We start from the raw sequence: 21,999 nt of genomic DNA, 5'->3' as shown, positions 1-21,999 counted from the left end.
CGGTGATCTGCTACCAGGCCAGCCGGACCGGCGGGCGGCCGTCGGGGGCGATGCGCAGGTCGTGGTGGCCGTGGTCGAGGTCGATGATGCGGATGTGGTCCGGGTCGGGCCAGTACGCCTCCAGTACGCCCTTGGTGGAGTCGAACTCCGGGTCCGGCCGGTACGCGGCGGCTCTGGGCGTGTCCATGACCCCGCACCCTAGCGGCGGGAGGCTCACGCGGGCCGGTTGGCCCAGCTCCAGCCCCGCAGGCCGGGGGTGGCGAGGGCGCCGGAGAAGGCGGCGTGCGCCGCCGCCTCGGTGGTGCCGGGCGGCGGGGTCAGCCGCAGTGACACCGTCCCGCCGGGGAACTCGGGCGCGTAGCCCCAGTCCGCCGGCAGTAACGAGATCAGCCGCACGGCCGCCAGCTCCGGCGCCCCGCCCTCGGGGCCGCGGCCGTCCGGGGCGACGACGAAGTGGTACGTGGTGCTGCGCATCGGGGCCTCCTGGCAGGTCATCGGGGGCCCGGCGCGAGGAACGGCAGACCGGGGCCAGCATCGCCCAGCGCGGCCTCGACCGCGAGGAGCACACCCGCCGAACCCGTCGCGAGGTCGGCGGACAGGCGCAGGGTGTGGTCGCCGAAGAAGGCCAGGTGGCCGTCGCAGCGCACCGCGTGCCAGCCGAGGGCGTCCAGGTGGCGGCGTACGGCCCGCTCGGTGGCGGCGGAGCCGTCGTGGAGGTGGCGCAGGGCGAGCAGGGCGCCGGCCCGGCCGTGGAAAAGCCCGGCGTTGAGCATGAAGGACGGACCGGCCTGCTCGCGCAGCGCGTCCCGGGCCCGGGTGAACTCCGGGTCGGGCAGCAGCCGCGCCGCCTCGTGGAGCACCATGGCGAGGCCGGCGCCGCCGAAGGCCAGGAACGGCACCTTCCAGGCGGCGTCCTCGGAGCCCGCCGGGTCGCTGTCCTCGGACCAGCCCGCCTCCGCGAGGTCGTACCGCAGCAACTCGCCCGCCACGTGGAGGTACTTGGGGCCGCCGGTGGCTTCGTACAGCCGGAGCATCAGCAGCGCCCCGCCGGACGCGCCCCGCAGCAGCCCGGGCCGGGGCCGGCCGGCGACCCCGCCCGGGGCCTGGTCGGCGATGAGCGCGGCGATGCGGGCGGCCTCGTCGGTGTCGCCGAAGTGGAGGTGGGTCAGCCCGATGCCGGCGAGGCCCCCGAAGAGGCTGTGGTCGGCGTCCTCCAGCGGGGCCCGGCGGACCCGGTCCAGTACGGCGGCGGCCTCGTCGGTGCGGCCGAGCCGGTCCAGGGCGTAGGCGACGCCGCTGAGCCCGTCGTACAGACCGGGGCCCATGTCCGCGGCGCGGGCGGTGGCGTCCGTCAGCCAGGACACGTGCTCGTCGGCGGGGGCGTGCCCCAGCTCGGCGAGCGTCCACAGCACGCCGGCCGCGCCGTAGGCGAGGGTGGCTCCGCCGCCGGGTACCGAGAACTGCTCGACGTCGCCGGGGAAGAGCCGGTCCTCGCGCTGCGGGGTGGCGCTGGCCAGCAGGTCTTCGGCGAGCGCGGTGCGCAGCGCGGGCCAGTCGGCGGCGGTGGGCGCGGTCCACAGCGGTGCGGGGCCGGTGTCGGGGAGCTGTCCGGGGTGCGGGTCGGGGCCGAGGTCGGCGAGGACCTGCCCGGCGAAGCCGTCGGGTACCGGGAAGCGCTCGGTGACCAGGCCGATCAGCTGGTCGACCTTGGCGCGGGACCAGGTGGCCATGACCGTCAGCGGCAGGAAGACGCCGATCCGGATGCAGCCGAGGGCGTACCGGTCGACGGCGGTGCCCTTGTATCCGGCGGGGGCGCGGAAGCCGGGGGCGCCGATGGCCTGCGCGGACTCGTCCTCGACGGGGGTGGCGGTCTCCAGGTCGATGAAGGAGACGGTGTCGTCGGGCCGGATCAGGATGTTGTTGGGGTGCAGGTCGCCGAAGACGACGCCCCTGGCGTGCATGGCCTCGACGCCCCGCTCGACCTGGTCGACGATCTTCAGGGCCCAGTCGGCGTAGGCGGCGTACGCGCCTTCGGTGCGGTCGTCGTTGACGAGCGGGTTGCGGCTGAGGAGCTCGCGGGCGAGGGGCTTGCCGTCGACGTACTCGCGGGCCAGGAACCAGTGTTCGTTGCCCTTGCGGTAGTCGGCGACCGGCGGGATGCAGTCGAGTCCGGCGAGCTTGTCCAGTGCCCAGTGCTCGCGCTGGAGGCGGGCCACGGCGTCGGCGCCCTCCTCGTCGAGGCCGGCCAGCGGGCGGGCCTCCTTCAGCAGGACGGTGCCGCCGTCGCGGGTGTCGGTGGCCTGGTAGACGCCGCCGCCGTTGGAGAAGTGCAGGGCCTTGGTGGCGCGGAACGGGAAGTCCTGGAGGGTGGCCGCGTTGCGGGCGGCGAGGGCCTCGCCGAGGAAGGCGGGGAGTTCCACCCAGGACGGCGGCCGGAAGGACGGCCCGCGCACGTCGGGGACCAGCCGGCCTTCGGGGTCCTCGATGCAGTGCACGAGCTCGCCGGTCTCGGAGCGGCCGAGCCGGGAGACGAAGCCGCCGTAGCGGACGTACAGCGGGCCGGAGCGCCAGCGCAGGTCGCTGAGGATGGTGGGGCCGGCCTCCCCGTCGAGGAGGTCGCCGAGTCCGCGCAGGATCCGCTCCAGCTGCGCCTCGTCGCCGGGGTAGACGGTGAAGAACTTGCCGCTGCTGCCGCGGTCGCCGTACTTGCTGTTGCGCATCTTGAGGATGCCGGCGCTGCGGATGAACTTGAAGGTGACGCGTTCGGCGACGCAGAAGTCCCAGACGAGGTCGAGGACGCGGTCGGCGTTCTCCAGGGTGGCCGACACGTGGATCTTCCAGCCCTGGCCGGGGAGGACGGTGTCGGGCGGGGTCATCAGCAGCCAGTGCGTGTTGTCGTTGCGCGTCCAGCCCTCGGGGAGGGGGCCGGTCACCGCCGGGAAGACGCTGGCGTCGGCGGCGGCGGTGGCCGGTACGTCGTAGAACGGATTGCCGGGCTGGCAGTAGTTCATGTAGCGGAGGTCCATGGTGCACTCCGTTCGTGACAGGAGGGACAGGAGGGACAGGAGAGGAAGAAGAGGGGGGTGTTACCGGCGCCAGAGCGGGGCGACGTACTTCACGTACAGCCACTCGCCCAGCGGGAGTTCGCCGAGGTCGACCCGGGCGGCTCCGACGCGGTCGGCGGGGGCCTCGCCGACGGTCAGCGGGAGGCTGACGACGGGCATGCGCACCGGGGTGGCCGCGACCGGGAAGAAGGCCGACATGGGCGCGGTGGTCTCGGTGCGGGTCGTCGCGGCGACGTTCGCGGTGCCGGTCTGCTCGCGGGTCATCAGTCCGGCCCGGTAGAAGCGGACGGCGGAGTCCGGGCGGACGGCGGACAGGTCGGCGGTGTTCGGCAGGACCAGCTCGACGCGGCCGCCGTCGTGGGCGACGTATCCGGCGGCGACGGTGTACGGCGCCTTGACGAGGACCAGCGCGGCCCCGGCGGCCCCCGTGAGGAGCACGGCCGCGGCGATGACCCGCCACAGCGGGGCGCCGGCGGCGCGGCCCTCGGTGGTGAGCTTGGCGAAGCCGAGGCCGAGGCGGTAGACGAGGTAGCAGACGACCATCAGGACGGTGCTGGTGCCGACGGCGCCGAGGCGCTGGAGCAGGTCGGACCAGAGGGTCAGGGCGCCGGCGATGACGTAGAGGGGGAAGGCCATGCAGGCCAACCCGAAGGCGACCGCCCAGCGGCGGCCCTCCAGTTCGCGTGCGTAGCCGCGGCCGCCGAACAGGGTCCGCGCGAGGAAGCGGCGGGCGTCGGTCATGGCCCGGTCGCGCAGGTGCGGGACGTCGAGGTGGCTCATCAGGGCGATGTAGCCGTCGAGCTTGACGAAGGGCAGCAGGTTGACGACGCCGCTGGTGTAGGTGGCGACGGCGAAGACGAGGACGGCGTCGCGCAGGTCCGAGGGGCCCAGGAACAGGGCGCTCAGGGCGGCGGCCCCGGCGATCACGGTCTGCGTGGCGATGCCGGCGAGGGCGACGCGGACGCGCTGTTCCTTGCGGGAGAGCCGCCAGCCGTCGGACACGTCGCAGAAGAACGCGGGCGACATGTAGAAGAGCATGAAGCCCATGCGGCTGGGCCGGCCGCCGTAGTACGTGAGGACCGCGCCGTGGCCGACCTCGTGGACGGCGGTGGTGGCGAGGACGCCGGCCATCACGCCGAAGTAGGCGTAGAAGGGGAGCGGCCGGCCGAGCGCGGCGTCCACCTCGGGGGTGAGCAGGGCGAGGGCGAGGATCCCGCCGAGGACGAACAGGGCGGCGACGGCGGCCGAGGTGCGTCCGGCGAGGAGGCGGATCACGGGGGCGAGGCGGGCGAGGAGCCGCTCGGGGTGCACCACCGTGAACTGGAGGGTCATCGGGGGCACGAAGCGGAACCAGGTGCTTCGGCGTTCGGCGGGCTTGCCGTCGTCGAGGACCTTGGAGTCGGCGAGCTTGTGCACGGCGGTGCCGACGTGCTGCGCGGTCCACGGCGGGCCGAGGACCTCGGCGAGGCCGTCGTGGTCGAGGGTGCCGTCCATGGCCCGGACCAGTCGCGCCATGTCGGGCTGGAGGCGGAAGTGCTGGTGGTTGCCGCGCTGGAGGACCCAGGGGGCGCCGCTCTCGATGGGCTCGTGGATCTCCACGTTGGCGGCGATGCGGGGGCGTTCCAGGAGGGCGGGGTCCCAGTCGTCCGCGGCGGAGGCGGCCGGCTTGGAGGGGGCCGGGTCGGAGGCGGCCGGGTCGGAGGCGGCCCGCTGGGTGGCGGCCGGGGCGGGGGCCGCCTTCCGGATGAGCGTCTTGGTGGACATGTCGGGATCACCCTTGGATGACGTCGCGGGAGAGCAGCAGCTGCCGGGCGGCGGTCCCGGCGGCGGCGAGCCAGCCGGCGAGGACCAGGAGCGCGAGCGGTACGGACAGCAGCTCGGGCTTGCCGTCGAGGTAGACGGAGCTCATCGCGATGGTGGGCAGGTAGGCGGCGGCCTTCGGGGCGAGTTCCTGCAGGCCCGGCTCGACGAGGAGGGTGAGCGCGATGACGGTGACGACGGTGGCGAGCTGGTTGCGCAGGATCCAGCCGAGGAGCGCGCCCCAGGGGCCGGCGATCACGTTGACGGTGACGACGCCGAGGACGATGCGGGTGGTGTGGCCGGTCCAGTCGCCGTCGTAGCCGAAGTGGCCGGGGAGGGTGAACGCGCACAGCACCGCGAGGGCGGCGGCGAGGACGCCGTTGAGGAGTCCGACGGCGGTGGCGACGAGGGCCTTGGCGGACAGCAGCCGCAGCCGGCCGCCGCTGAGGAGGACCGAGCGGGCGATGGCGCCGGTGTTGTACTCGCGGGTGACGAGGATGGCGCCGAACACGGCGGACATCAGGAAGGTCATCATCCACGCCTGGGCCATGTCGTCGGTGACGGCGGCGGCGGTGGACTTGCCCAGCGCGATGGCCTCGTCGCCCGTGGAGGCGTACCCGAAGCTGGTGAGGAGGGACATGAAGATCCCTGCGGTGGCGAGGATCAGCCAGGTGCGGCCGGTCCAGGCCTTCATCCACTCGCCGGCGAGGACGTTACGCATGGGTCAGCCTTTCGGTGCGCGCGGCGGTCTCGGCGTCCCCGTCCACCAGCGAGAAGAAGCGGTCTTCGAGGCGCTGGGCGCCGTCGGAGGTGAGCTCGGCGAGGGAGCCGGCGAAGCGCAGGGTGCGCTGGATGACGACGACGTCGTCGACGGTCTGCTCGACCTCGGCGAGGAGGTGGCTGGAGACCAGGACGGTGCGGCCTTCGGCGGCCAGGGCGCGCAGGGTGTCGCGCAGCCAGCGGATGCCGTCGGGGTCGAGGCCGTTGGCGGGCTCGTCCAGGACGAGGAGTTCGGGGTCGGCGAGCAGGGCGGTGGCGAGGGCCAGGCGCTGCTTCATGCCGGTGGAGTAGCCCTTGGCGGGGCGGTCGGCGGCGTCGGTGAGGCCGACGCGGTCGAGGACCTCGTCGACGCGGGCGCGGGAGACGCCGAGGGTGCGGGCCCAGATCCGCAGGTCGCGGCGGCCGGAGGCGCCGGGGGTGGGGCCGATGCCGTCCATGCAGACGCCGACGCGGCGGGCGGCGTCGGGGAGTTCGGTGTAGGGGTGGCCGAAGACGGTGGCGGTGCCGGAGGTGGGGCGGACCAGGCCGAGGAGCATGCGCAGGGAGGTGGACTTGCCGGCGCCGTTGCGGCCGAGCAGTCCGGTCACGCGGCCGGGGCGGACCTCGAAGGTCACGTCCTGCACGGCGGTGAACGGGCCGAACTCCTTGGTGAGGCCCGAGGCGCGGACGACGCCGGCGGCGCTCATCGCTTGCCCGCGGCGACGTTGGCGCCGACCTTGGCGGCGCAGGCGACGAGACCGAGGCCGATGACGCTCATGACGGCGACGAGCGCGGCTCCGGTCAGCTGCGCGTTGGCGACGGCCAGTGCCAGCGCGAGCAGCGCGGCGGTCGTCCCCAGCTGTCCGTTCGTCCCCTTGCGGGGGTTCTCCTTCGGCATGTTGGCTCCCTCTTCCTTCTGCTCTGTGCGTGTGGTGCGTGGGGGGTGCAGGGGCCCGCGGCGGTGGCGGGTGCCACCGCCACGGGACCAAGTCACCCTGGGGGACCGGGAGTCCGGTCCGCTGTGATCTCGGCAGCCGTTCGGGCCGCCGGGGGGATCAGGTGGCGAGCGTGGCGCTCGCGACGGCGATGCCGCTGATGACGACGCCCTGCTTGAAGCCGGACCAGAAGCCCGGGGCCTCCATGGCTTCCAGCTCCTGCATGCCGAGCTCCAGGTTCTCGGTGGCGATGTCCTGCTTCACGATGTCCTGCATGGGGTTCTCCTGTTTCCGTGGGTGTTTCTCTGGTGGGTGGAAGGCGTACCGCCGTGTGCGGTACGGGCTTCTCAGGTGGCGATGATGGCCGCGGAGGCGACGTACGAGCCGTAGCCCGCCGCCGAGGCGACGACGACACCGGCGCTGACGCCGATACCGGTCCACCAGCCCGGGGCCTCCATGGCCTCCAGCTCCTGCATGCCGAGCTCCAGGGCGGGGAAGGCGTCGATCGCGAGGTCGTTCTGCATGGGTCGTTCTCCTTTTCCGTGTGGCGTGTTCAGTGGGTGGTGCGGGGTGTACCGCCGTGTGCGGTACGGGTTTCTCAGGTGGCGATGATGGCCGCGGAGGCGACGTACGAGCCGTAGCCCGCCGCCGAGGCGACGACCACGCCGGCGCTGACGCCGATACCGGTCCACCAGCCCGGGGCCTCCATGGCCTCCAGCTCCTGCATGCCGAGCTCCAGGGCGGGGAAGGCGTCGATCGCGAGGTTGTCCTGCATGGGTCGTTCTCCTTTTCCGTGTGGGTCGATCGGGGCGTGCTCTGTGCGTGGGATGGGTGCTCCCGTCCGCGCCTCGCGGCCGTGCCTGCGGGTGCGGAAGTCGTGGTGTTTCAGGCCGCGGCGGCGTCGGCCAGCAGGCCGTACACGTCGTCGGTGCGCAGGCCGCCGAGCATCGGCAGTCCGGCGCCCCAGGCGCGTACGGTGCGGTGCGCGATCCCGGCGAGCCGGTCGGGGCCCGCGTCGATGCCGCGGTGGATCTCTCCAGGAGTCGAGGAGGGCTTCGATGCCCGCCGCCGGGTCCGCGGGGAGGTTCTCGGGGTCGGTGGCCCTGCAGCCGGGACCACAGGCGGTGCAGCCGGTCGGCGGAGCCGAGCCGTGCCTCGCCGGCGGAGACGGCCCGCCACAGGTGCGGCAGGATCGCCGCGACCGCGGTCATCTTGCGCACTCCGAGGGCGGAGGACAGCTCGTTGGCGATGAGCCAGCCCTTGACCGCGTACAGGTCGCGGCCGAGGTGAGCCCATTCGGCGTGGCTGAGACTGCTGTTTTTGGCGATCTCCAGCCGCAGCCGGTCGTCGGTGGGGCGGTCGGCGCGGCGCGCGTCGCGCACCTCGTGTCCCAGCAGCACCAGCCGTTCGGCGATGGTCTCCACCAGGGCGTCCTCGGTGGGCAGGTCCCCGTGGTCGCCGACGTAGGGGCTGACCACGCGGTGAAGTGCTTCGAGGACTCCTTCGGCGACGAGTTCGTCGTCGAGGGTGGCGGTGGCGAGCGGGTCAAGGACGGCGGCCCTGGGCCGCAGTGCGGTGCCCATCACCAGCCGCTTTCCGTGGCCGGGGTAGCCGAGGCAGGCGACGCCGCTGGACTCGGTGCCGGTGCCGACCGTGGTGGGTACGGCGACCAGCGGGAGTCCGTGCCGGGTGGTGTGGCCGAGGACCAGCAGTCCGCTGCGCTGCGGCACCGTGAGGCGGGCGTACGCGTCGGGGTTGGTCCGGATCAGGGCGGCCAGCTTGACCTGGTCGAGGAGGGAGCCGCCACCGATGCCGACGAGCAGTTCGGCGTCCGCGACCCGGCCGGCGAGCGCGGCCACCGAGTCCAGGTCGCCGGGGCCGGACAGCTCCAGCACCTCGGTCTCGTACCGGTCCCCGGCGAGCAGGGTCCGTACGCGGTCGGTGACGGGGGCGGCGGCGACCGCGGCGTCCACGAGGACGGTGATCCGCCGCTCGGGGCGGCCGGTGAACCAGGCGCCCAGGCTGTCGCAGCCGATCAGCTGCTGTGCCGGGGCGTGCCAGCCGGCGCTCACGCCAGGGCCTCGGCGGCGGGGGCGGCGGTGCGGGCCAGGTGGAGGTCGAGTCCGGCGGTGACGGCGGCGAGGAGTTCGGTGAGTTCGGCGTCGGTGTAGGTGAGGGCGGGGAAGAGCTGGATGCCGTTGACCCCGGGGTGGACGATGGCGCCGGCGTCCCGGATGGCCCGGACCAGGGCGTGGACCTGGTCCTGCGGGAAGGGGGTGCCGTCCGGGTCGCACAGCCGGACGGAGCGGAAGCAGCCGAGGCCGGTGGTGGCGGCGACCCGGGGGTGGGCGGCGACGAGTGCGCCGAGTTCGGTGTCGAGGCGCTGCGCCAGGCGCCGGCCGAGGGCGACCGCGTCGAGGCGGCGCATCTCGTCGAGGGTGGCGGTGATGGTGGCGCAGGTGACGGGGGTGCCGGCCTGGGTCTCGCCGTGGGTGAGCATGGCGCCGGCGTCGGTGAAGGCCTGCGCCACCTGGCGGGAGGCGATGACGACGGCGGCGGCGCTGGTGCCGTTGGTGAGCCCCTTGGAGGAGACGAGCAGGTCGGGCTGTTCGGCCCACTGCTGGGAGGCGAAGAGGCTGCCGGTGCGGCCGAAGCCGGTGGCGACCTCGTCGGCGACCAGCAGGAAGCCGTGTTCGCGGCGCAGCCGCAGCAGTTCGGCGAGGTACTCCCCGGTGAGGGGTACGGCTCCGCTGCCGAGGACGGGTTCGACGACGACGGCGGCGATCTGGGCGCCCTGGCGGGCCATGAGCGCGTTCAGTTCGGCGGGGTCGTTGGGGGCGACGTGGCGGACGAAGCGCTGGTCGACGCCGTACAGCTGCTGGCCGAGGTCGTCGCCGGTGAGGGCGAAGCTGCCGAAGGTCAGGCCGTGGTAGCTGCCGCGCAGGCCGACGACGACCTTGCGGCGCGGTTCGTCGCGCAGGGCGTGGTAGTGCCGGGCGACCTTCATGACGAGGTCGTTGGCGGCGCCACCGGAGGTGGAGAACAGCACCCGGCCGTAGTGGGCGGGGCCGGCCGCTTCGACGAGCGCTTCGGCGGCGCGGCGGGCGTGGGCGTTCTCGTAGCGGAAGACGGAGAGGTACGAGGCTTCGCGGAGGGCTTCGGCGGCGGCTGCGGCGATGGCCTCGTTGCCGTAGCCGATGTTGGTGTTCCACAGGCCGCTGGAGCCGTCGAGGAGTTCGCGGCCGTCGGCGAAGCGGACGCGTACGCCGTGCGCGGAGACGGCGCAGGTGTCGTCGCGGCCCTGGTCCTGGGGGGCGGTCAGGGACGGCCACAGCGGGTGGTGGCCGGGGGGCGTGGTCGTGGTGTCGTTCACGGGGTCACCTCCGTTTCGAGCAGTACGTCGTGGTGGCGCTCGCCGACGGCGGGCAGCGGGTGGCGGGAGCGGACGGAGAACCCGGCGGCGGCCAGTTCGGCTTCCAGGAGTTCGGCGGGCAGGACGCCGATGGTGGTGGTGCACACCTGCACGGGGCCTTCGTCGCCGGGTGCGCCGAGGTCGGCGGGGAAGAGGGTGACGGTGCGGCTGCCGGAGTCGGGCGTCCAGTGCTCGAAGAGGCGGTAGGCGCGGCCGCTGTCGGTCACGATCTCCATGTCGACCTCGGCGGGGCCTTCGCCGGTGGCGGCCATGTCGACCGTGGAGAGCAGGAACCGGCCGCCGGGCTCCAGGTGTTCGCGGACGGCCCGGTAGAGGCCGGTGCGGCCCTCGGCGTCGAGCAGGGAGATCGTGGTGGTGCCCAGCACGATCGCGCCGAAGCGGCGGCCGAGGTCGAAGGCGCTCATGTCGGCCCGGACGGGCAGGCAGCGTGCGCGCAGTGCGGGCGGGGCGGCGGCGAGCCGCTGGTCGAGCAGCTCCAGCATGTAGGAGGAGAGTTCGAGGGCGGTGACCCGGCGGCCGAGGGCGAGCAGGGGCAGGGTGAGGCGTCCGGAGCCGGCGGCCAGGTCGAGCACGTCGCCGGGGATGCGGCGGACCAGGGCGAGCAGTTCGCGCACCTCGTGGGTGCCGGTGCCGGCGAGGTCGTGGTAGACGGTCGCGCCGACGGCGTCGTACAGGTCGCAGAGGACGGCCCGGTCGCCGAGGGAGGCGAGGAGTTCGCCGGCGCGTCCGGGGACGTCGGCGGGGGTGGGGAGGCGGTGGCCCGCGTCGGACATCGGCTTGGTGATCGTCATCGTCGTCATGGCGGTCAGTGCCCCGCCGTCGCGAGTTCGGCGGACCGCAGGGTGACCCCGGCGTCCTCGAAGTAGGCGGCGACCTGCTCCAGGGCCGCCCGGTCGGCGTAGGAGGCGCCCGCCTCCACCGAACCGGCGACGAGCAGCACCTCGGCGAGGCCGGCGGCGACCGGGTCGAGGCCGAAGGTGCGGCCGCTCGCCGGGTCGTGGACGAAGGCGTCCTCGCCCGACCACAGCAGCAGCGGCAGCTGGGCGTCGGCGGTGTCCGCGGCGGCGTCGGCGGGGACGGAGGCCGCGGCGGCGTTCAGCCGGCCGCCGAAGCCGGAGACCCGTACCTCGGCGGCCAGGCCGCGGGCCCGCAGGTCGCGGACGGCGGAGACGGCGGCGAGGTAGCGGCCCAGCCAGGGGCGTTCCGCGGCAGGTCCGCCGTCGGCGCCGGCGTCGGCCTCGTCGAGGAGCCAGCGGCTGTCGAGCTGCTCCAGGGTGTCCTCGCCGAGGACGCCGAGCCGGGTGCCGCCCGGGGTGGTGGACAGGACGCCGTCCTGGTCGGCGTACAGGCGGCAGCGGGGACCGTCGCCGGCCGGGCCCGCGCCGAGGGCGGGCAGGTCGGCGAGCTGGATGACGGGGTTGGTGAGGAAGTCGGGGAAGGTGCCCGTCTGCCGGGCCTGGTCGGCGTCGGCGAGGTAGGCGTCGAGGTCCATGTCGTCGGCGACGCGGATCAGCGTCGGGCCGACCACGGACATGTAGGCGCTGACGCCGTAGTTCTGGATCTGGAGGTAGAAGTCCGTGCCGAGGGAGCATTCCAGGCCGGGCTCGCTCAGCGAACCCTCGTAGCCGGCGACGACGGGGCCGTCCGCAATTCCCGCGTCCGGAGTGTGGCCGGGGGCGAACACCACCGAGTGCGGTCCTACGAGGTCGGAGCCGAGCAGCGTGGAAAGGTGGTCCGGATTCTCCAGGACGACCGTCGCGGAGCCCGTCGCGGAAAGCTCCGCCCCCGGCTTTCCGGTACCCCAGAGCATCAGATGCCGTTTGATTCCCGCCATGACTCCCCCTTCAAGGAATGCGAAGCAATGTGAAGCGACGTGTGTGAAGCGACTGTGTGAAGTGACGTGCGTGAAGCGACGTGTGTGAAGTGACGTGCGTGAAGCGACGTGTGTGAAGTGATTCGGTGGCCAGCTCCGGCCGGGCCGGACCGGGGCACGCCGGACCGGGGCACGCCGGACCGGGGCCCGGCCGTGCCAGGGCCTGTCGGTCAGGTCCTGAGGCCGGACCCGGACGTTTCCGGGGTCAGGCCAGGGCGGACAGGATCGTCCTGAGTTCTTCGGAGGCCGCCTGCGGGCCGTAGCAGTTGGCCACGCCGGTGACGTTCAGGACGACTTCGTCGACGCCCGCCTCCTCGTACTCCTTCAGCTGTGCGACGAGTTCGCCGATGCCGCCGCTGAGGAACCCGCGCCCTTCGACGAGGGCGTGCGCATCCAGCTCCCGGTCCGTGCCGGTGATGCCGATACCGGACTTGCGCAGCATGTCGACGTAGTGCGGGAGCCCCAGGTGCGCGGAGTTGCTGGCCAGCGCGATCTCGCCGGCGGTGCGGTCCTTCCTGGCGAGCGCCAGCGGCACCATCGCCGTGAGCCTGGGGACCGGCCGGCCGGCCTTCGCCGCGCCCTCGCGCAGCGCCGGCAGGACGGTGTCGCGCAGGTAGGCGGCCGGGGTCAGCCAGGTGATCGCCACGTCGGCGACCTCTCCGGCGAGCCGGGCCATGGCGGGCCGCAGCACGCCGAGGCCGATCTCCACCGGGGCGGAGGGGAAGGGCGCGAGCTGTGCGTCGCAGGTGACGTAGTCGCCGTCGATCCGGACGTGTTCCCCGGCCAGCAGGCCGCGCACGGCCGTCAGGTACTCGCGGGCCGCGGTCAGGGGACTGCGGTACGGGGCCCCGCGCAGGGCCTGCTGGAGCGAGGGCGCCCCGGGTCCGAAGCCGGCGGTGACCGGCTGCCCGGTGGCCAGGGCCAGCGAGCGGGCCTGGAGGGCGGCCTCGTAGGGGTGGCGCAGCGGCATGAGCGTGACGCCGAGGCCGGTGGGGACCCGGAAGCCGGCTCCTGCGGCGTGGACGAACCCGTGGTGGGGTTCGACCATCAGGGACTGTCCCTGCCAGAGCCGGTGCGCCCGGGTCCAGTGGACGAGGCCGGCGTAGGGGAGGATCTGTTCGGGCCGGGTCGGCAGGAACGGTATGAGTACCGAGTGGGTGGTCATGGTGTGGCTGTGGCTCCCTTCTTCCTTCCTCGTCTTCTGTTCCGTGGCCGTGGTGTGTCCCGCTGTTAAATCCAGTCGAAGGTTTCGCGCCGGTCGACGGGGAGCTTCACCTTGGGCCCGCACTTCGTGAAGTCGATGTCGTCGGGTTCCACGACGGAGAGGAAGCAGCGGGCCTTGTCGGCCGCCTGACCGGCCGCGGTGAGCTGGTCCTGGGCCGGCGGGTGGATGAAGGGCCCGGAGAAGGTCAGTCCGGCCGCGATGGCGAATCCCGCGATGAGCGGGGCGATTCGGGTGCGTCCGCCGATCTGGTTCTTCTTCATCGTTTCCCCCTGTGTGGATCGTCGTTGTTCCGACACGGAGAAGACTGCCGTTCGGTGGACTCGCTTTCGAGCGTTTCCGGACGCAGCTTCCTGCGTCGGTGCGTGCAACAAGCTGCACGACGAGCTGCACGGATGCGGGAACCAAGACCGGTAGGAACGCTTCCGTTACCCATGGTCAGCCGGTGTCCGCGTTCGTATGATCAGCCCACCGTGCTGACCACACGGGGCACCATCACAAGGGGGAACCATGCGCGCCGGAAGCCTCATCCACTTGGGGATGTCAGCCGAGGACGAAGACCTGTACAGATGCCTGCTCCGCCTCACGGAGGGCACGCCCCCCGTACTGGCCGAGCACCTCGGGGCGCCGGTGGACGAGGTGGAGGAGTGGCTGGCGCGGCTGGAGTCGATGGAGCTGACCTCCCTGGCCGACAACGGCAGCATCCGGCCGGCGCCGCCCGCGATCGCCGTGCAGCGGCTGATCGACCTGCGGCTGCGGGAGCTCCAGGAGGAGCTGCGGCGGGTGGCGGCCGAACAGCGGGTGGTGGAGTCGCTGCTGGCGGAACGGGACGCGGTACGCCCGGCCGTGCGCGGGGCGTCGGAGCGGCCGGCGATCGAGCGGGTGGAGGGGACGCCCAACGTCCGGGCGGTGATCGACGAGCTGACCTTCTTCACCCGGGAGGAGGGGCTGACCACGCAGCCGCACGGGGCGCTGAGCGCAGCCAGCATCGAGGCGTCCCGGCCGCTGGACGCCCGGATCCTGCGGCGGGGCATCAAGATGCGCACGATCATGCGCCCGGCGGCGGTGGAGGACGCGCCGACGCTGGCCTACCTCCAGGAGATCTCGGCGATGGGGGCGGACATCCGGATCTCGGACAAGCCGCTGGAGCGGATGCTGGTCTTCGACCGGGCTGCGGCCCTGACCCCGATCGACCCGCAGAACCCGCGGCTGGGGGCCCTGGTGATCCGCGAGACGGGCCTCGTCGCCAACCTGGTGTCGCTGTTCGAGCGGATGTGGTCGGACTCGGTGCCGCTGGCGGAGGCGGTCGCGGCCCGGCAGGGCCCGGAGGGCGGGCTGAGCGAGATCGAGCGCAAGGTGCTGACCACCATGTACCAGGCGGAGAAGGACGAGACGGGGGCCCGTGAGGTCGGCGTGTCGGTCCGCACGTACCGCAAGTACGTGGCGGACCTGATGCAGCGCCTCGGAGCGACGAACCGCTTCCAGGCGGCCCTCCTGGCCCGCGACCACGGCTGGATCTGAGGGACCCAACCCTGAGGCCGTCCCGCCCCTTCGGCCTGGCTCGGGGGCCGGGACGGCTCTTCGGGCCAGGCCGACGGGCCGTGCCGCGGCGCCGAGCCGGCCGGTGGGGGCCTTCGTTCTGGACGGGTCCGGCTCCGGGGGCCGGCACCGCATAGCCTGGGCGGCATGAGCAGCAGCAGCGAGTTCCACGAGGTCCTGCACTCCCTGCGGGTGTGGGACGTCCCGCTCCCCGAGTTCGACCCGGCGGGCGCGCCCGCCGCGCCGCTGGAGCTGTTCCGGGAGTGGTTCCTGCAGGACCACAGGCGGGGCAGCCGGAGCCGCACGTGATGAGCCTGGCGACGGTGGACGCCGGGGGGCGGCCCGACGCGCGCGTGCTGATGCTGCACGACGCCGACGAGCGGGGCTGGCACTTCGCCTCGCACTCCACTAGCGCCAAGGGCCGCCAGCTGGCCGGCCGGGCGGACGCGGCGCTGGTCTTCTACTGGCCGGCGGTGGCGCGGCAGGTGCGGATCCGGGGCCGGGTCGTGCCGTGCGGCCCCGAGGAGAGCCGGGCGGACCTGGCGGTACGCTCGCGCGGGGCGCTGGCGGCCGCGCTGACCGGCCGGCAGAGCGAGGTGCTGGGCTCCGCCGAGGAGCTGGCGCGGGCCTCGGCGGCGGCGTGGGAGCGGGCGGGGGCCGAGCCGGACGCGCCCGCCCCGACCTGGACCCGGTACGTTCTGGAGCCCGCCGGGGCGGAGTTCTTCCAGGGCGACGCCGCCCGCCGCCACGTCCGCCTGCGCTACCGCCGGGCGGCGGCGGAGGCCGGCTGGGTGCGGGAGCTGCTCTGGCCCTGAGCCGCGTACCCCGGGGCGGACGCGTCCCGGGCCGGGCTCTGTCAGGTCGAGGTGTGGGGGATCGCATGGGAACGCTGGTCGCGTCGGAGGTCGTCGGGGCGCGCCAGGACCGGTTCGACTGGTTCTGCGAGACGGTGTCGAGCCATGTGATGCCCGTCCGGCTCAGCAGCCGGCACGCGGCCGACTTCCGGGCGGACATCACGGAGCTGGACCTCGGGGTGGTGCGCCTGTCCGCCGTGACCTGCTCACCGGTGAGCTCGCGCCGCACCCCGACCCACGTCCGGCAGGGCGATCCCGAGCACCTGCAGCTGGCGCTCCTCACCCGGGGCGCCGTCCGGATCTCCCAGCGGGGCAGCGAATCGGTGGTCTCGGGGGGACTCGTCCTCACGGACACCTCACGGCCGAGTGAGGCGGCGGCCGCGGACGAGACGCTCACATCGGTGGTCGTGCAGATCCCCCGCCAGGCCCTGGCGCTCGGCTCGGACCGGCTGGACGGCCTCCTCGCACGGAACCTTCCCGCGGGCAGCGGGTCGGGAGCGATCCTCGCCGGCTTCATGAGGTCGCTGCTCACACAGGCCCCGCACTGCCGCCCGGAGGAGCTGCGCGGGCTGGGGGCCGTCACCCTCGACCTGGCCACCGCGTTCCTCGCGAGACAGCTCGGGGACCCCGGCGCGGCGCCCGCCCGGGCCCGTGCGCGGGAGACCCTCCAGCGGATCCACCGCTTCGTCGAGAACAACCTCGGCGACCCGGACCTGACCCCCCAAGTCATCGCGGACCGGCACAACATGTCGCTGCGGCACCTCCACGCCCTCTTCGGCGACCAGCCCCTGACCGTCGCGGCGCTCATCCGCCGGAGCCGGCTGGAGCGCGCCCGCTCCGACCTCGCCCGCGCGGAGCTCGGCGGCCATCCCGTCCAGGCGATCGCGGCCCGCTGGGGGTTCGCCAGCGCCACCGGGTTCAGCCGGGCGTTCCGCCAGGCGTACGGACTCACGCCGACCGAGCACCGTGCGTCCGCGCTGGCCACCGCAGCAGCGCACGCAGAGCGCAGGAACCCGGCGCGCCACGAACACCGCCACGCGCCGCCCGCGTCTGGATCCACCTGCGGATGACGGCGGCCGGGCCCCTGCCCGAATCAGGGGTCCGGCGGCTCCTCACCGCCCGAGCACCCCCTCCGGCCGGAAGACCGGCACCCACACCCCCTCCGCCGCCTCGCGGAAGGCGGCGCGCAGGGGCATGCCGATGCGGAGGTCCGCGTACGGGCAGTCGACGACCTCGGTCATCATCCGGGGCCCCTCCGCGAGGTCGACGACGGCCGCCGCGTAGGGGACGCGGGTGCCGAAGGGCGGGAGGTCGTTGCGGTGGACGACGGACCAGGTGTAGAGGGTGGCGCGGCCGCTCGCCTCCTCCCAGGTGACGCGGTCCTCGCCGGCCCAGCAGGAGGGGCAGAACTCGCGCGGGTAGTGGTGGGCGCGCCCGCAGTCGGCGCATCGGCGCAGCAGGAGGCGGCCCGCGGCCGCCGCGTCCCAGTAGGGGCGGGTGAACTCGTCCGTCTCGGGGAGGTCGTACCGTGCGGTGCTCACGGGAACAGTCCGATCGTCGCGTCGAGGGACCAGGTCTGCCAGGACGTCGCGCCGAGCGCGACGAGGGAGATGAGGGCCATCATCGAGTTCTGGCCCTGCTCGGCCCAGTCGTGGATCATCAGGACCAGGTAGAGCAGGTTGAGCAGCAGGCCGCCGACGAGGGCGACGGGGGTCAGGAAGCCGAGCACGAGGCCGAGGCCGAGGGCGAGTTCGGCGTAGACGACGACGTACGCCATCAGCCGCGGCCGGGGCTGGACGACCTTCTCGAAGCCGCCCTTGACGAAGCCCCAGCGGTGCTTGCCGGCGACGTCGGCGGCCCAGGCGATGCCGGTGCCGCGTTCGAACCAGCCCTTCTTGTCCTTGTGCCGCCAGCTCTCCAGCCACCACAGGCCGAGGCCTATCCGCAGCACGGCGAGCCACTCGGCGCCGGTGAGCCAGATGGTCTGCACGCTTCGCCCCTCCACCCACTCGATCTGACGGTACGTCAGTTCAGCGGATCGACGCCGATCCCGCAAGGGGCGGAACGCGACGGGGCCGGGCGGGGCGAGGCCGGGCGCGGCGGGGCCGGGCCGACGGGGCCGGGCGCGAGGCGGCCGGGCTCAGGGGGCCAGCGCGAGGCGGCCGGGCGCGACGGGGCCGGGCGCGACGGGGCCGGCGCGACGGGGCCGGGCGCGAGGCGGCCGGGCTCAGGGGGTCGGGCTCAGGGGGGCGAGAACAGGCGGCCGTAGCCCGTGACTCCGTCCACCGGCTCGCCCGCCGCTCGCAGGGCGGCCCACAGCAGCACCTGGTTCGCGGTCAGCACCGGCCGCTCCAGCTCCGCCTCCAGGGCCTCGATCGCCCCCACCGCCCGGAAGCCGTTGCCGCCGACGACCACGGCCTGCGCCGCGTCGGGGACCTGCTCCAGCACCCAGCCGTACAGGGCCTCCGGCCGGATCAGCGCCTGCCCGCTGGGCAGCCCGCAGGGGGCCGCGTACGGGACCTCGAACCCGGCCTCCTCGTAGTAGCCCCGCCCCAGGTCGCTCAGGGTGGCGTCGGACCCACGGCGGGATCGACCCAGCGCGAGCCGCGCGACCCCGAGCGCGCGCAGCGCCCCGACGGCGGCGGCGCAGGTGGCGACCACGGGCAGGCCGCCGGCCCGCTCGGTCAGCCGCTCCAGCATGTACGCCTCCCCGCGCGCGCCGATCACGTACGCGGAGCTGGTGAAGGCGTACGCGATCGCCGCCACCGGCGCGGCGGCCAGCAGCTCGACCGCGTCGTCCACGTGCGGCGGCTCGGCGAAGGCCCGGACGGGGGCGAGCGGCACGGTCAGGCCCATCGCGCCGCCCGGGCCCATCGCGGCGAACGGCACCCGGGCGGCGTGCAGGCCCACGTACGCCGGGGCCATGGCGCGCAGCTCCGACTCGGGGCCGACGTCGGCGTGGGGGGTGAGGACTCCGAGGCGGACGCGCACGTCCCACCCGTCGGGCTGCCACATCACGTACGCGCTCCTCTCGGGGGGCCGGACACCGGGGCCGGGCACCGGGGCCGGCGATACGGGGCCGGACACCGGGGCCGGATGTCCCACTTTGGCACCACTCGTGGCCGGCGCGGGGCGGGGGGGCCGCGCCCGATGCGGTCCGCCGCCCGTGATCGATCCCGCATATCGGATTCCCTCCTCGTCCGAGACCCATCAACGCCGTGTGTCGATACGCTCACTGGCCATGCCCGAGCCGGACCTGACCTCCACCGAGCCCCGCCCCGTGTACGTGATCGGCGCCGGCCCCGGCGGGCTCGCCGTCGCCGCCGCGCTGCGCGCCCGCGGGGTGCGCGCGGTGGTCGTGGAGCGGAGCGGCGCGGTCGGCGCCTCGTGGCGCGGCCACTACGACCGGCTGCGGCTGCACACCACCCGGCGGCTGTCGGGCCTGCCCGGGCTGGCGATCCCGCGCCGCTTCGGGCGCTGGGTCGCGCGGGCCGACGTGGTCCGGTACCTGGAGAAGTACGCCGAGTTCCACGAGCTGGAGCTGGTGACCGGGGTCGAGGTGACCCGCATCGAGCGCGCCGCCGACGGGGAGGGCTGGACCCTGCACGCCTCGGGCGGGCGGCTGCTCGCGGCCCGCGCGGTGGTGGTGGCGACGGGCTACAACCACACCCCGGCGCTGCCCGACTGGCCGGGCCGCGACGGGTACACCGGGCGGCTGCTGCACGCCCGCGACTACCGCAACCCGGCCCCGTACGCCGGGCAGGACGTGCTCGTCGTCGGCGTCGGCAACACCGGCGCGGAGATAGCCGCCGACCTCGCCGAGGGCGGTGCCGCGCGGGTGCGGCTCGCCGTGCGCACCGTCCCGCACCTCGTGCGCCGCTCCACCCTGGGCTGGCCGGCGCAGCGCACGGGGATCCTGGTGCGCAGGCTGCCGGTGCGGCTCGTGGACCGGCTCGGGGCGCTCGCCGCCAAGTCCGTCCCCGACCTGACGGCGTACGGGCTGCCGCGCCCGACCTCGGGCCTGTACAGCAGGGTCCTGGAGGGGGCGGTGCCGGTGCAGGACGTCGGCCTCGTCAAGGCCGTGCGCGGGGGCCGGGTGGAGCCGGTGGCCGCCGTGACCGGCTTCGACGGCGGCGAGGTGCTGCTGGCCGACGGTACGCGGATCACCCCGGACGCGGTGGTGGCGGCGACGGGGTACCGGCGCGGGCTGGAGGCGCTGGTGGGCCACCTGGACGTGCTGGACGAGCGCGGCCGGCCGATCGCGCACGGCCCCCGCGCGCCGCGCAACGCGCCGGGGCTGCACTTCACCGGGTACACGAACCCGATCAGCGGCATGCTCCGCGAGCTGTCCCTCGACGCGGTACGCATAGCGAAGGCCCTCTCGCGCGGTTAGGGGGTGCCCGGAGGGCCGAAATGCCCTCTGTACCGGAGCGGACGGCTCTGCCACCGTTCAAGCACACCACCTCCACCACCTTTCCTGCGCACCCCTGTTCCTGACGACGCGTCAGTTCAGTAATCTGACTAAGCGTCAGCTATGGACTCATCGAGCAGGGCGGGCGAAGCGATGCTTGGATCTACTCACGGCACCCTCACCACCGACTTCCGCGCACGCGTCGAGGCCTGCGGGGAGACTCCCAGGACGGCCGTCCACTCCACGGCGACACCCGAGGACTCGGACGCCCTGGACGTCAGCGGACGGCCCCTGCACTCCGACGTGCCCGACCTGGACCGGTTCTTCCGGCCCGAGTCCGTGGCGGTCGTCGGCGCCTCCGACGCCGAGGGCAGGCCCAACACCGGCATCACCCGGCAGCTCATCGCCTGGGCCGAACGCGTCGGCGCCCGCGTCCACCCCGTGCACCCGACCCGCACCGCCGTCTTCGGACTGCCCTGCCACGCCACCGTGGCCGAGCTGCCCGAACAGGTCGACCTCGCGGTGCTCCTCGTCGCGGACCCGATCCCCGTCATCGAGGAACTGGCCGACACCAAGGTCAAGTTCGCCGTCGCCTTCGCCTCCGGCTTCGCCGAGACCGGCGACGCGGGCGCCGCCGCCCAGGCCCGCCTGGCCGCCGCCGTACGCCGCTCCGGGCTGCGGCTGCTCGGCCCGAACACCAACCTCAACGCCTTCGAGGACTTCCGCGAGGACCTCGACGGCCCCGCCATCGCCCTCATCACCCAGTCCGGGCACCAGGGCCGGCCCGTCTACACCCTCCAGGAGCTGGGCATCCGCCTCTCCCACTGGGCACCGACCGGCAACGAGGCCGACCTGGAGACCTCCGACTTCATCTCCTACTTCGCCGAACGGCCCGAGGTCGGCGCCATCGCCTGCTACGTGGAAGGCCTCAAGGACGGCCGCGCCTTCCTCCTCGCCGCCGACCGCGCCGCCCGCAACAAGGTCCCCGTCGTCGCCGTCAAGGTCGGCCGCACCGAGACCGGCGCCCGCATGGCCGCCTCCCACACCGGCAAGCTCACCGGGGCCGACACGGTCGTGGACGCCGCCATGCGGCAGTTCGGGGTCATCCGGGTGGACGGGCTGGACGAGCTCCAGGACACCGCCGCCCTCCTGGCCCGGGCCCGCCCGCCGCGGGCCGACGGGGTCGTCGTGTACTCCATCTCCGGCGGCACCGGCGCCCACTTCTCCGACCTGGCCACCGAGGCCGGCCTGACCCTCCCCACCCTCTCGGACGCCAAACAGGCCGAGCTCCACCAGTGGATCCCCTCCTACCTCAACGTCGCCAACCCCGTCGACAACGGCGGCCACCCGGTCGGCGACTGGCGCGGCCGAAAGATCATCGACGCGATCCTCGCCGACCCCTCCGTGGGCGTCCTGATCTGTCCCATCACCGGCCCCTTCCCCCCGATGAGCGACAGGCTCGCGCAGGACCTGGTCGACGCCGCCGAAGCCACCGACAAGCTGGTCTGCGTCATCTGGGGCTCCCCCGTCGGCACCGAGGAGGCCTACCGCACCACCCTCCTCGGCTCCTCCCGCGTCGCCACCTTCCGCACCTTCGGCAACTGCATCACCGCCGTCCGCGCCTACCTCGAACACCACCGCTTCACGGCCTCCTACCGCTCCCCCTTCGCCGACGCCCCGCGCACCCCGTCCCCCTCCCACCGCAAGGCGCAGGCCCTGATGCGGCCCGGCCAGCAGCTCAGCGAACACGCCGCCAAGCAGCTGCTGCGCGCGTACGGCATCCGCGTCCCGCGCGAGCAGCTGGTGACCAGCGCGGCGGCGGCCGTCCGCGCGGCGGGGCTCGTCGGATACCCGGTGGTCATGAAGGCCTCGGGCCCCCAGCTGGCCCACAAGACGGAACTCGGCCTGGTCAAGGTCGGCCTCACCTCCGCCAGCCAGATCCGCGACGCGTACCGCGAGCTGACGGACACGGCCCGCTACGAGAACGTCCCGCTGGACGGGATCCTGGTCTGCCAGATGATCGAACGCGGCGTCGAGATGGTCGTCGGCGTCACCCAGGACCCCCTCTTCGGCCCCACCGTCACCGTCGGCCTCGGCGGCGTCCTGGT

At 73.9% G+C, this 21,999-nt stretch carries 22 protein-coding genes and 2 pseudogenes; 5 read left to right on the top strand and 19 right to left on the bottom strand.

Annotated elements, in window-relative coordinates; all coding sequences use genetic code 11:
* Nucleotides 1–10 precede the first annotated feature (10 nt).
* The 16 genes and pseudogenes from SSNG_RS42240 to SSNG_RS20015 form a co-directional block, all read right to left on the bottom strand.
* Nucleotides 11–187, bottom strand: coding sequence for a hypothetical protein (locus tag SSNG_RS42240; RefSeq protein ID WP_165365015.1), 177 nt, complete (start codon nucleotides 185–187; stop codon nucleotides 11–13).
* A 26-nt stretch (nucleotides 188–213) separates the two neighbouring features.
* A complete protein-coding gene (locus SSNG_RS20070) occupies nucleotides 214–474 on the bottom strand; it encodes a hypothetical protein (protein WP_042801456.1) in 261 nt (86 codons plus the stop codon).
* Between the two features lie 17 nt (nucleotides 475–491).
* Nucleotides 492–3,026, bottom strand: coding sequence for a class III lanthionine synthetase LanKC (lanKC, locus tag SSNG_RS20065; RefSeq protein ID WP_007265715.1), 2,535 nt, complete (start codon nucleotides 3,024–3,026; stop codon nucleotides 492–494).
* A gap of 60 nt (nucleotides 3,027–3,086) precedes the next feature.
* Nucleotides 3,087–4,829 (bottom strand): daptide biosynthesis intramembrane metalloprotease, encoded by a 1,743-nt coding sequence (gene mpaP, locus SSNG_RS20060; protein WP_007265714.1) that lies wholly within the window; start codon nucleotides 4,827–4,829, stop codon nucleotides 3,087–3,089.
* Between the two features lie 7 nt (nucleotides 4,830–4,836).
* Nucleotides 4,837–5,586, bottom strand: a complete 750-nt coding sequence (locus SSNG_RS20055; RefSeq protein ID WP_007265713.1) for an ABC transporter permease — start codon at nucleotides 5,584–5,586, stop codon at nucleotides 4,837–4,839.
* Nucleotides 5,579–6,331 (bottom strand): ATP-binding cassette domain-containing protein, encoded by a 753-nt coding sequence (locus tag SSNG_RS20050; protein WP_042801454.1) that lies wholly within the window; start codon nucleotides 6,329–6,331, stop codon nucleotides 5,579–5,581. Before SSNG_RS20050 ends, SSNG_RS20055 begins: the two co-directional genes overlap by 8 nt.
* Nucleotides 6,328–6,522, bottom strand: coding sequence for a hypothetical protein (locus SSNG_RS42235; RefSeq protein WP_042801453.1), 195 nt, complete (start codon nucleotides 6,520–6,522; stop codon nucleotides 6,328–6,330). The genes SSNG_RS20050 and SSNG_RS42235 overlap by 4 nt, the downstream gene beginning before the upstream one ends.
* A gap of 157 nt (nucleotides 6,523–6,679) precedes the next feature.
* A complete protein-coding gene (locus tag SSNG_RS42230; RefSeq protein ID WP_164720929.1) occupies nucleotides 6,680–6,835 on the bottom strand; it encodes a daptide-type RiPP in 156 nt (51 codons plus the stop codon).
* A 71-nt stretch (nucleotides 6,836–6,906) separates the two neighbouring features.
* On the bottom strand, nucleotides 6,907–7,035 hold the full coding sequence (locus SSNG_RS45310; RefSeq protein ID WP_347232504.1) for a daptide-type RiPP: 129 nt from the start codon (nucleotides 7,033–7,035) through the stop codon (nucleotides 6,907–6,909).
* Between the two features lie 122 nt (nucleotides 7,036–7,157).
* Nucleotides 7,158–7,268, bottom strand: coding sequence for a hypothetical protein (locus SSNG_RS45305; RefSeq protein WP_347232503.1), 111 nt, complete (start codon nucleotides 7,266–7,268; stop codon nucleotides 7,158–7,160).
* A 427-nt stretch (nucleotides 7,269–7,695) separates the two neighbouring features.
* Nucleotides 7,696–8,532: pseudogene (gene mpaC, locus SSNG_RS45300) on the bottom strand (daptide-type RiPP biosynthesis dehydogenase); the annotation flags it as partial.
* 95 nt (nucleotides 8,533–8,627) lie between these two features.
* Complete coding sequence (mpaD, locus tag SSNG_RS20035) at nucleotides 8,628–9,932, bottom strand: daptide-type RiPP biosynthesis aminotransferase (protein ID WP_042801452.1); 1,305 nt, start codon at nucleotides 9,930–9,932, stop codon at nucleotides 8,628–8,630.
* On the bottom strand, nucleotides 9,929–10,792 hold the full coding sequence (gene mpaM, locus SSNG_RS20030) for a daptide-type RiPP biosynthesis methyltransferase (RefSeq protein ID WP_128637053.1): 864 nt from the start codon (nucleotides 10,790–10,792) through the stop codon (nucleotides 9,929–9,931). Before mpaM ends, mpaD begins: the two co-directional genes overlap by 4 nt.
* A 5-nt stretch (nucleotides 10,793–10,797) precedes the next feature.
* Nucleotides 10,798–11,826: a daptide biosynthesis RiPP recognition protein gene (gene mpaB, locus SSNG_RS20025; RefSeq protein ID WP_007265707.1), complete on the bottom strand. Its 1,029-nt coding sequence runs from the start codon at nucleotides 11,824–11,826 to the stop codon at nucleotides 10,798–10,800.
* Between the two features lie 244 nt (nucleotides 11,827–12,070).
* Nucleotides 12,071–13,030: an LLM class flavin-dependent oxidoreductase gene (locus SSNG_RS20020; RefSeq protein ID WP_042801450.1), complete on the bottom strand. Its 960-nt coding sequence runs from the start codon at nucleotides 13,028–13,030 to the stop codon at nucleotides 12,071–12,073.
* A gap of 65 nt (nucleotides 13,031–13,095) precedes the next feature.
* Nucleotides 13,096–13,350: a hypothetical protein gene (locus tag SSNG_RS20015; protein WP_042801448.1), complete on the bottom strand. Its 255-nt coding sequence runs from the start codon at nucleotides 13,348–13,350 to the stop codon at nucleotides 13,096–13,098.
* Nucleotides 13,351–13,627: 277 nt separating this feature from the next.
* On the opposite strand from SSNG_RS20015, the gene SSNG_RS44890 reads away from it, so the two are divergent.
* The 3 genes and pseudogenes from SSNG_RS44890 to SSNG_RS20000 all read left to right on the top strand — a co-directional run bounded on the left by SSNG_RS44890 (nucleotide 13,628) and on the right by SSNG_RS20000 (nucleotide 16,550).
* Nucleotides 13,628–14,608, top strand: a complete 981-nt coding sequence (locus tag SSNG_RS44890) for a LuxR C-terminal-related transcriptional regulator (protein WP_050779679.1) — start codon at nucleotides 13,628–13,630, stop codon at nucleotides 14,606–14,608.
* Nucleotides 14,609–14,773: 165 nt separating this feature from the next.
* A pseudogene (locus SSNG_RS20005) lies at nucleotides 14,774–15,441 on the top strand (pyridoxal 5'-phosphate synthase).
* 65 nt (nucleotides 15,442–15,506) lie between these two features.
* Nucleotides 15,507–16,550, top strand: coding sequence for a helix-turn-helix domain-containing protein (locus tag SSNG_RS20000; protein WP_007265702.1), 1,044 nt, complete (start codon nucleotides 15,507–15,509; stop codon nucleotides 16,548–16,550).
* A 42-nt stretch (nucleotides 16,551–16,592) separates the two neighbouring features.
* Here SSNG_RS20000 and SSNG_RS19995 read toward each other — a convergent pair whose 3' ends face one another.
* From SSNG_RS19995 to SSNG_RS19985, 3 genes are all read right to left on the bottom strand, one after another.
* Nucleotides 16,593–17,021, bottom strand: a complete 429-nt coding sequence (locus tag SSNG_RS19995; protein WP_007265701.1) for a Zn-ribbon domain-containing OB-fold protein — start codon at nucleotides 17,019–17,021, stop codon at nucleotides 16,593–16,595.
* A complete protein-coding gene (locus SSNG_RS19990) occupies nucleotides 17,018–17,470 on the bottom strand; it encodes a DoxX family membrane protein (RefSeq protein ID WP_007265700.1) in 453 nt (150 codons plus the stop codon). The genes SSNG_RS19995 and SSNG_RS19990 overlap by 4 nt, the downstream gene beginning before the upstream one ends.
* A 251-nt stretch (nucleotides 17,471–17,721) precedes the next feature.
* Nucleotides 17,722–18,495 carry a hypothetical protein gene (locus SSNG_RS19985; protein ID WP_007265699.1) on the bottom strand — a complete coding sequence of 258 codons (774 nt, stop codon included), beginning with the start codon at nucleotides 18,493–18,495 and terminating at the stop codon, nucleotides 17,722–17,724.
* A gap of 226 nt (nucleotides 18,496–18,721) precedes the next feature.
* On the opposite strand from SSNG_RS19985, the gene SSNG_RS19980 reads away from it, so the two are divergent.
* Together SSNG_RS19980 and SSNG_RS19975 are read left to right on the top strand one after the other, a co-directional pair.
* On the top strand, nucleotides 18,722–19,873 hold the full coding sequence (locus tag SSNG_RS19980; protein ID WP_007265698.1) for an NAD(P)/FAD-dependent oxidoreductase: 1,152 nt from the start codon (nucleotides 18,722–18,724) through the stop codon (nucleotides 19,871–19,873).
* 171 nt (nucleotides 19,874–20,044) lie between these two features.
* Nucleotides 20,045–21,999, top strand: a 1,955-nt coding sequence (locus tag SSNG_RS19975) for an acetate--CoA ligase family protein (protein WP_042803827.1), incomplete at its 3' end; no start/stop codon positions are given.

Source organism: Streptomyces sp. C, assembly GCF_000158895.1.
GTDB lineage: Bacteria > Actinomycetota > Actinomycetes > Streptomycetales > Streptomycetaceae > Streptomyces > Streptomyces racemochromogenes.
Note: the sequence above shows the minus strand (reverse complement) of the source record. Positions and strands in the feature narration are given on the sequence as shown.

Excerpts from the sequence above, each read along its gene's own strand:
- SSNG_RS44890 (WP_050779679.1), top strand. The coding sequence starts at position 13,628 with ATGTCAGCCGAGGACGAAGACCTGTACAGATGCCTGCTCCGCCTCACG.
- SSNG_RS42235 (WP_042801453.1), bottom strand. The coding sequence starts at position 6,522 with ATGCCGAAGGAGAACCCCCGCAAGGGGACGAACGGACAGCTGGGGACG.
- SSNG_RS19980 (WP_007265698.1), top strand. The coding sequence starts at position 18,722 with ATGCCCGAGCCGGACCTGACCTCCACCGAGCCCCGCCCCGTGTACGTG.
- SSNG_RS45305 (WP_347232503.1), bottom strand. The coding sequence starts at position 7,268 with ATGGAGGCCCCGGGCTGGTGGACCGGTATCGGCGTCAGCGCCGGCGTG.
- lanKC (WP_007265715.1), bottom strand. The coding sequence starts at position 3,026 with ATGGACCTCCGCTACATGAACTACTGCCAGCCCGGCAATCCGTTCTAC.
- mpaB (WP_007265707.1), bottom strand. The coding sequence starts at position 11,826 with ATGGCGGGAATCAAACGGCATCTGATGCTCTGGGGTACCGGAAAGCCG.
- SSNG_RS42240 (WP_165365015.1), bottom strand. The coding sequence starts at position 187 with ATGGACACGCCCAGAGCCGCCGCGTACCGGCCGGACCCGGAGTTCGAC.
- SSNG_RS42230 (WP_164720929.1), bottom strand. The coding sequence starts at position 6,835 with ATGCAGGACATCGTGAAGCAGGACATCGCCACCGAGAACCTGGAGCTC.
- SSNG_RS20070 (WP_042801456.1), bottom strand. The coding sequence starts at position 474 with ATGCGCAGCACCACGTACCACTTCGTCGTCGCCCCGGACGGCCGCGGC.
- SSNG_RS20050 (WP_042801454.1), bottom strand. The coding sequence starts at position 6,331 with ATGAGCGCCGCCGGCGTCGTCCGCGCCTCGGGCCTCACCAAGGAGTTC.
- SSNG_RS20020 (WP_042801450.1), bottom strand. The coding sequence starts at position 13,030 with ATGACCACCCACTCGGTACTCATACCGTTCCTGCCGACCCGGCCCGAA.
- SSNG_RS45310 (WP_347232504.1), bottom strand. The coding sequence starts at position 7,035 with ATGCAGGAGCTGGAGGCCATGGAGGCCCCGGGCTGGTGGACCGGTATC.
- SSNG_RS20000 (WP_007265702.1), top strand. The coding sequence starts at position 15,507 with ATGGGAACGCTGGTCGCGTCGGAGGTCGTCGGGGCGCGCCAGGACCGG.
- mpaP (WP_007265714.1), bottom strand. The coding sequence starts at position 4,829 with ATGTCCACCAAGACGCTCATCCGGAAGGCGGCCCCCGCCCCGGCCGCC.
- SSNG_RS19985 (WP_007265699.1), bottom strand. The coding sequence starts at position 18,495 with ATGTGGCAGCCCGACGGGTGGGACGTGCGCGTCCGCCTCGGAGTCCTC.
- SSNG_RS20055 (WP_007265713.1), bottom strand. The coding sequence starts at position 5,586 with ATGCGTAACGTCCTCGCCGGCGAGTGGATGAAGGCCTGGACCGGCCGC.
- SSNG_RS20015 (WP_042801448.1), bottom strand. The coding sequence starts at position 13,350 with ATGAAGAAGAACCAGATCGGCGGACGCACCCGAATCGCCCCGCTCATC.
- mpaM (WP_128637053.1), bottom strand. The coding sequence starts at position 10,792 with ATGACGACGATGACGATCACCAAGCCGATGTCCGACGCGGGCCACCGC.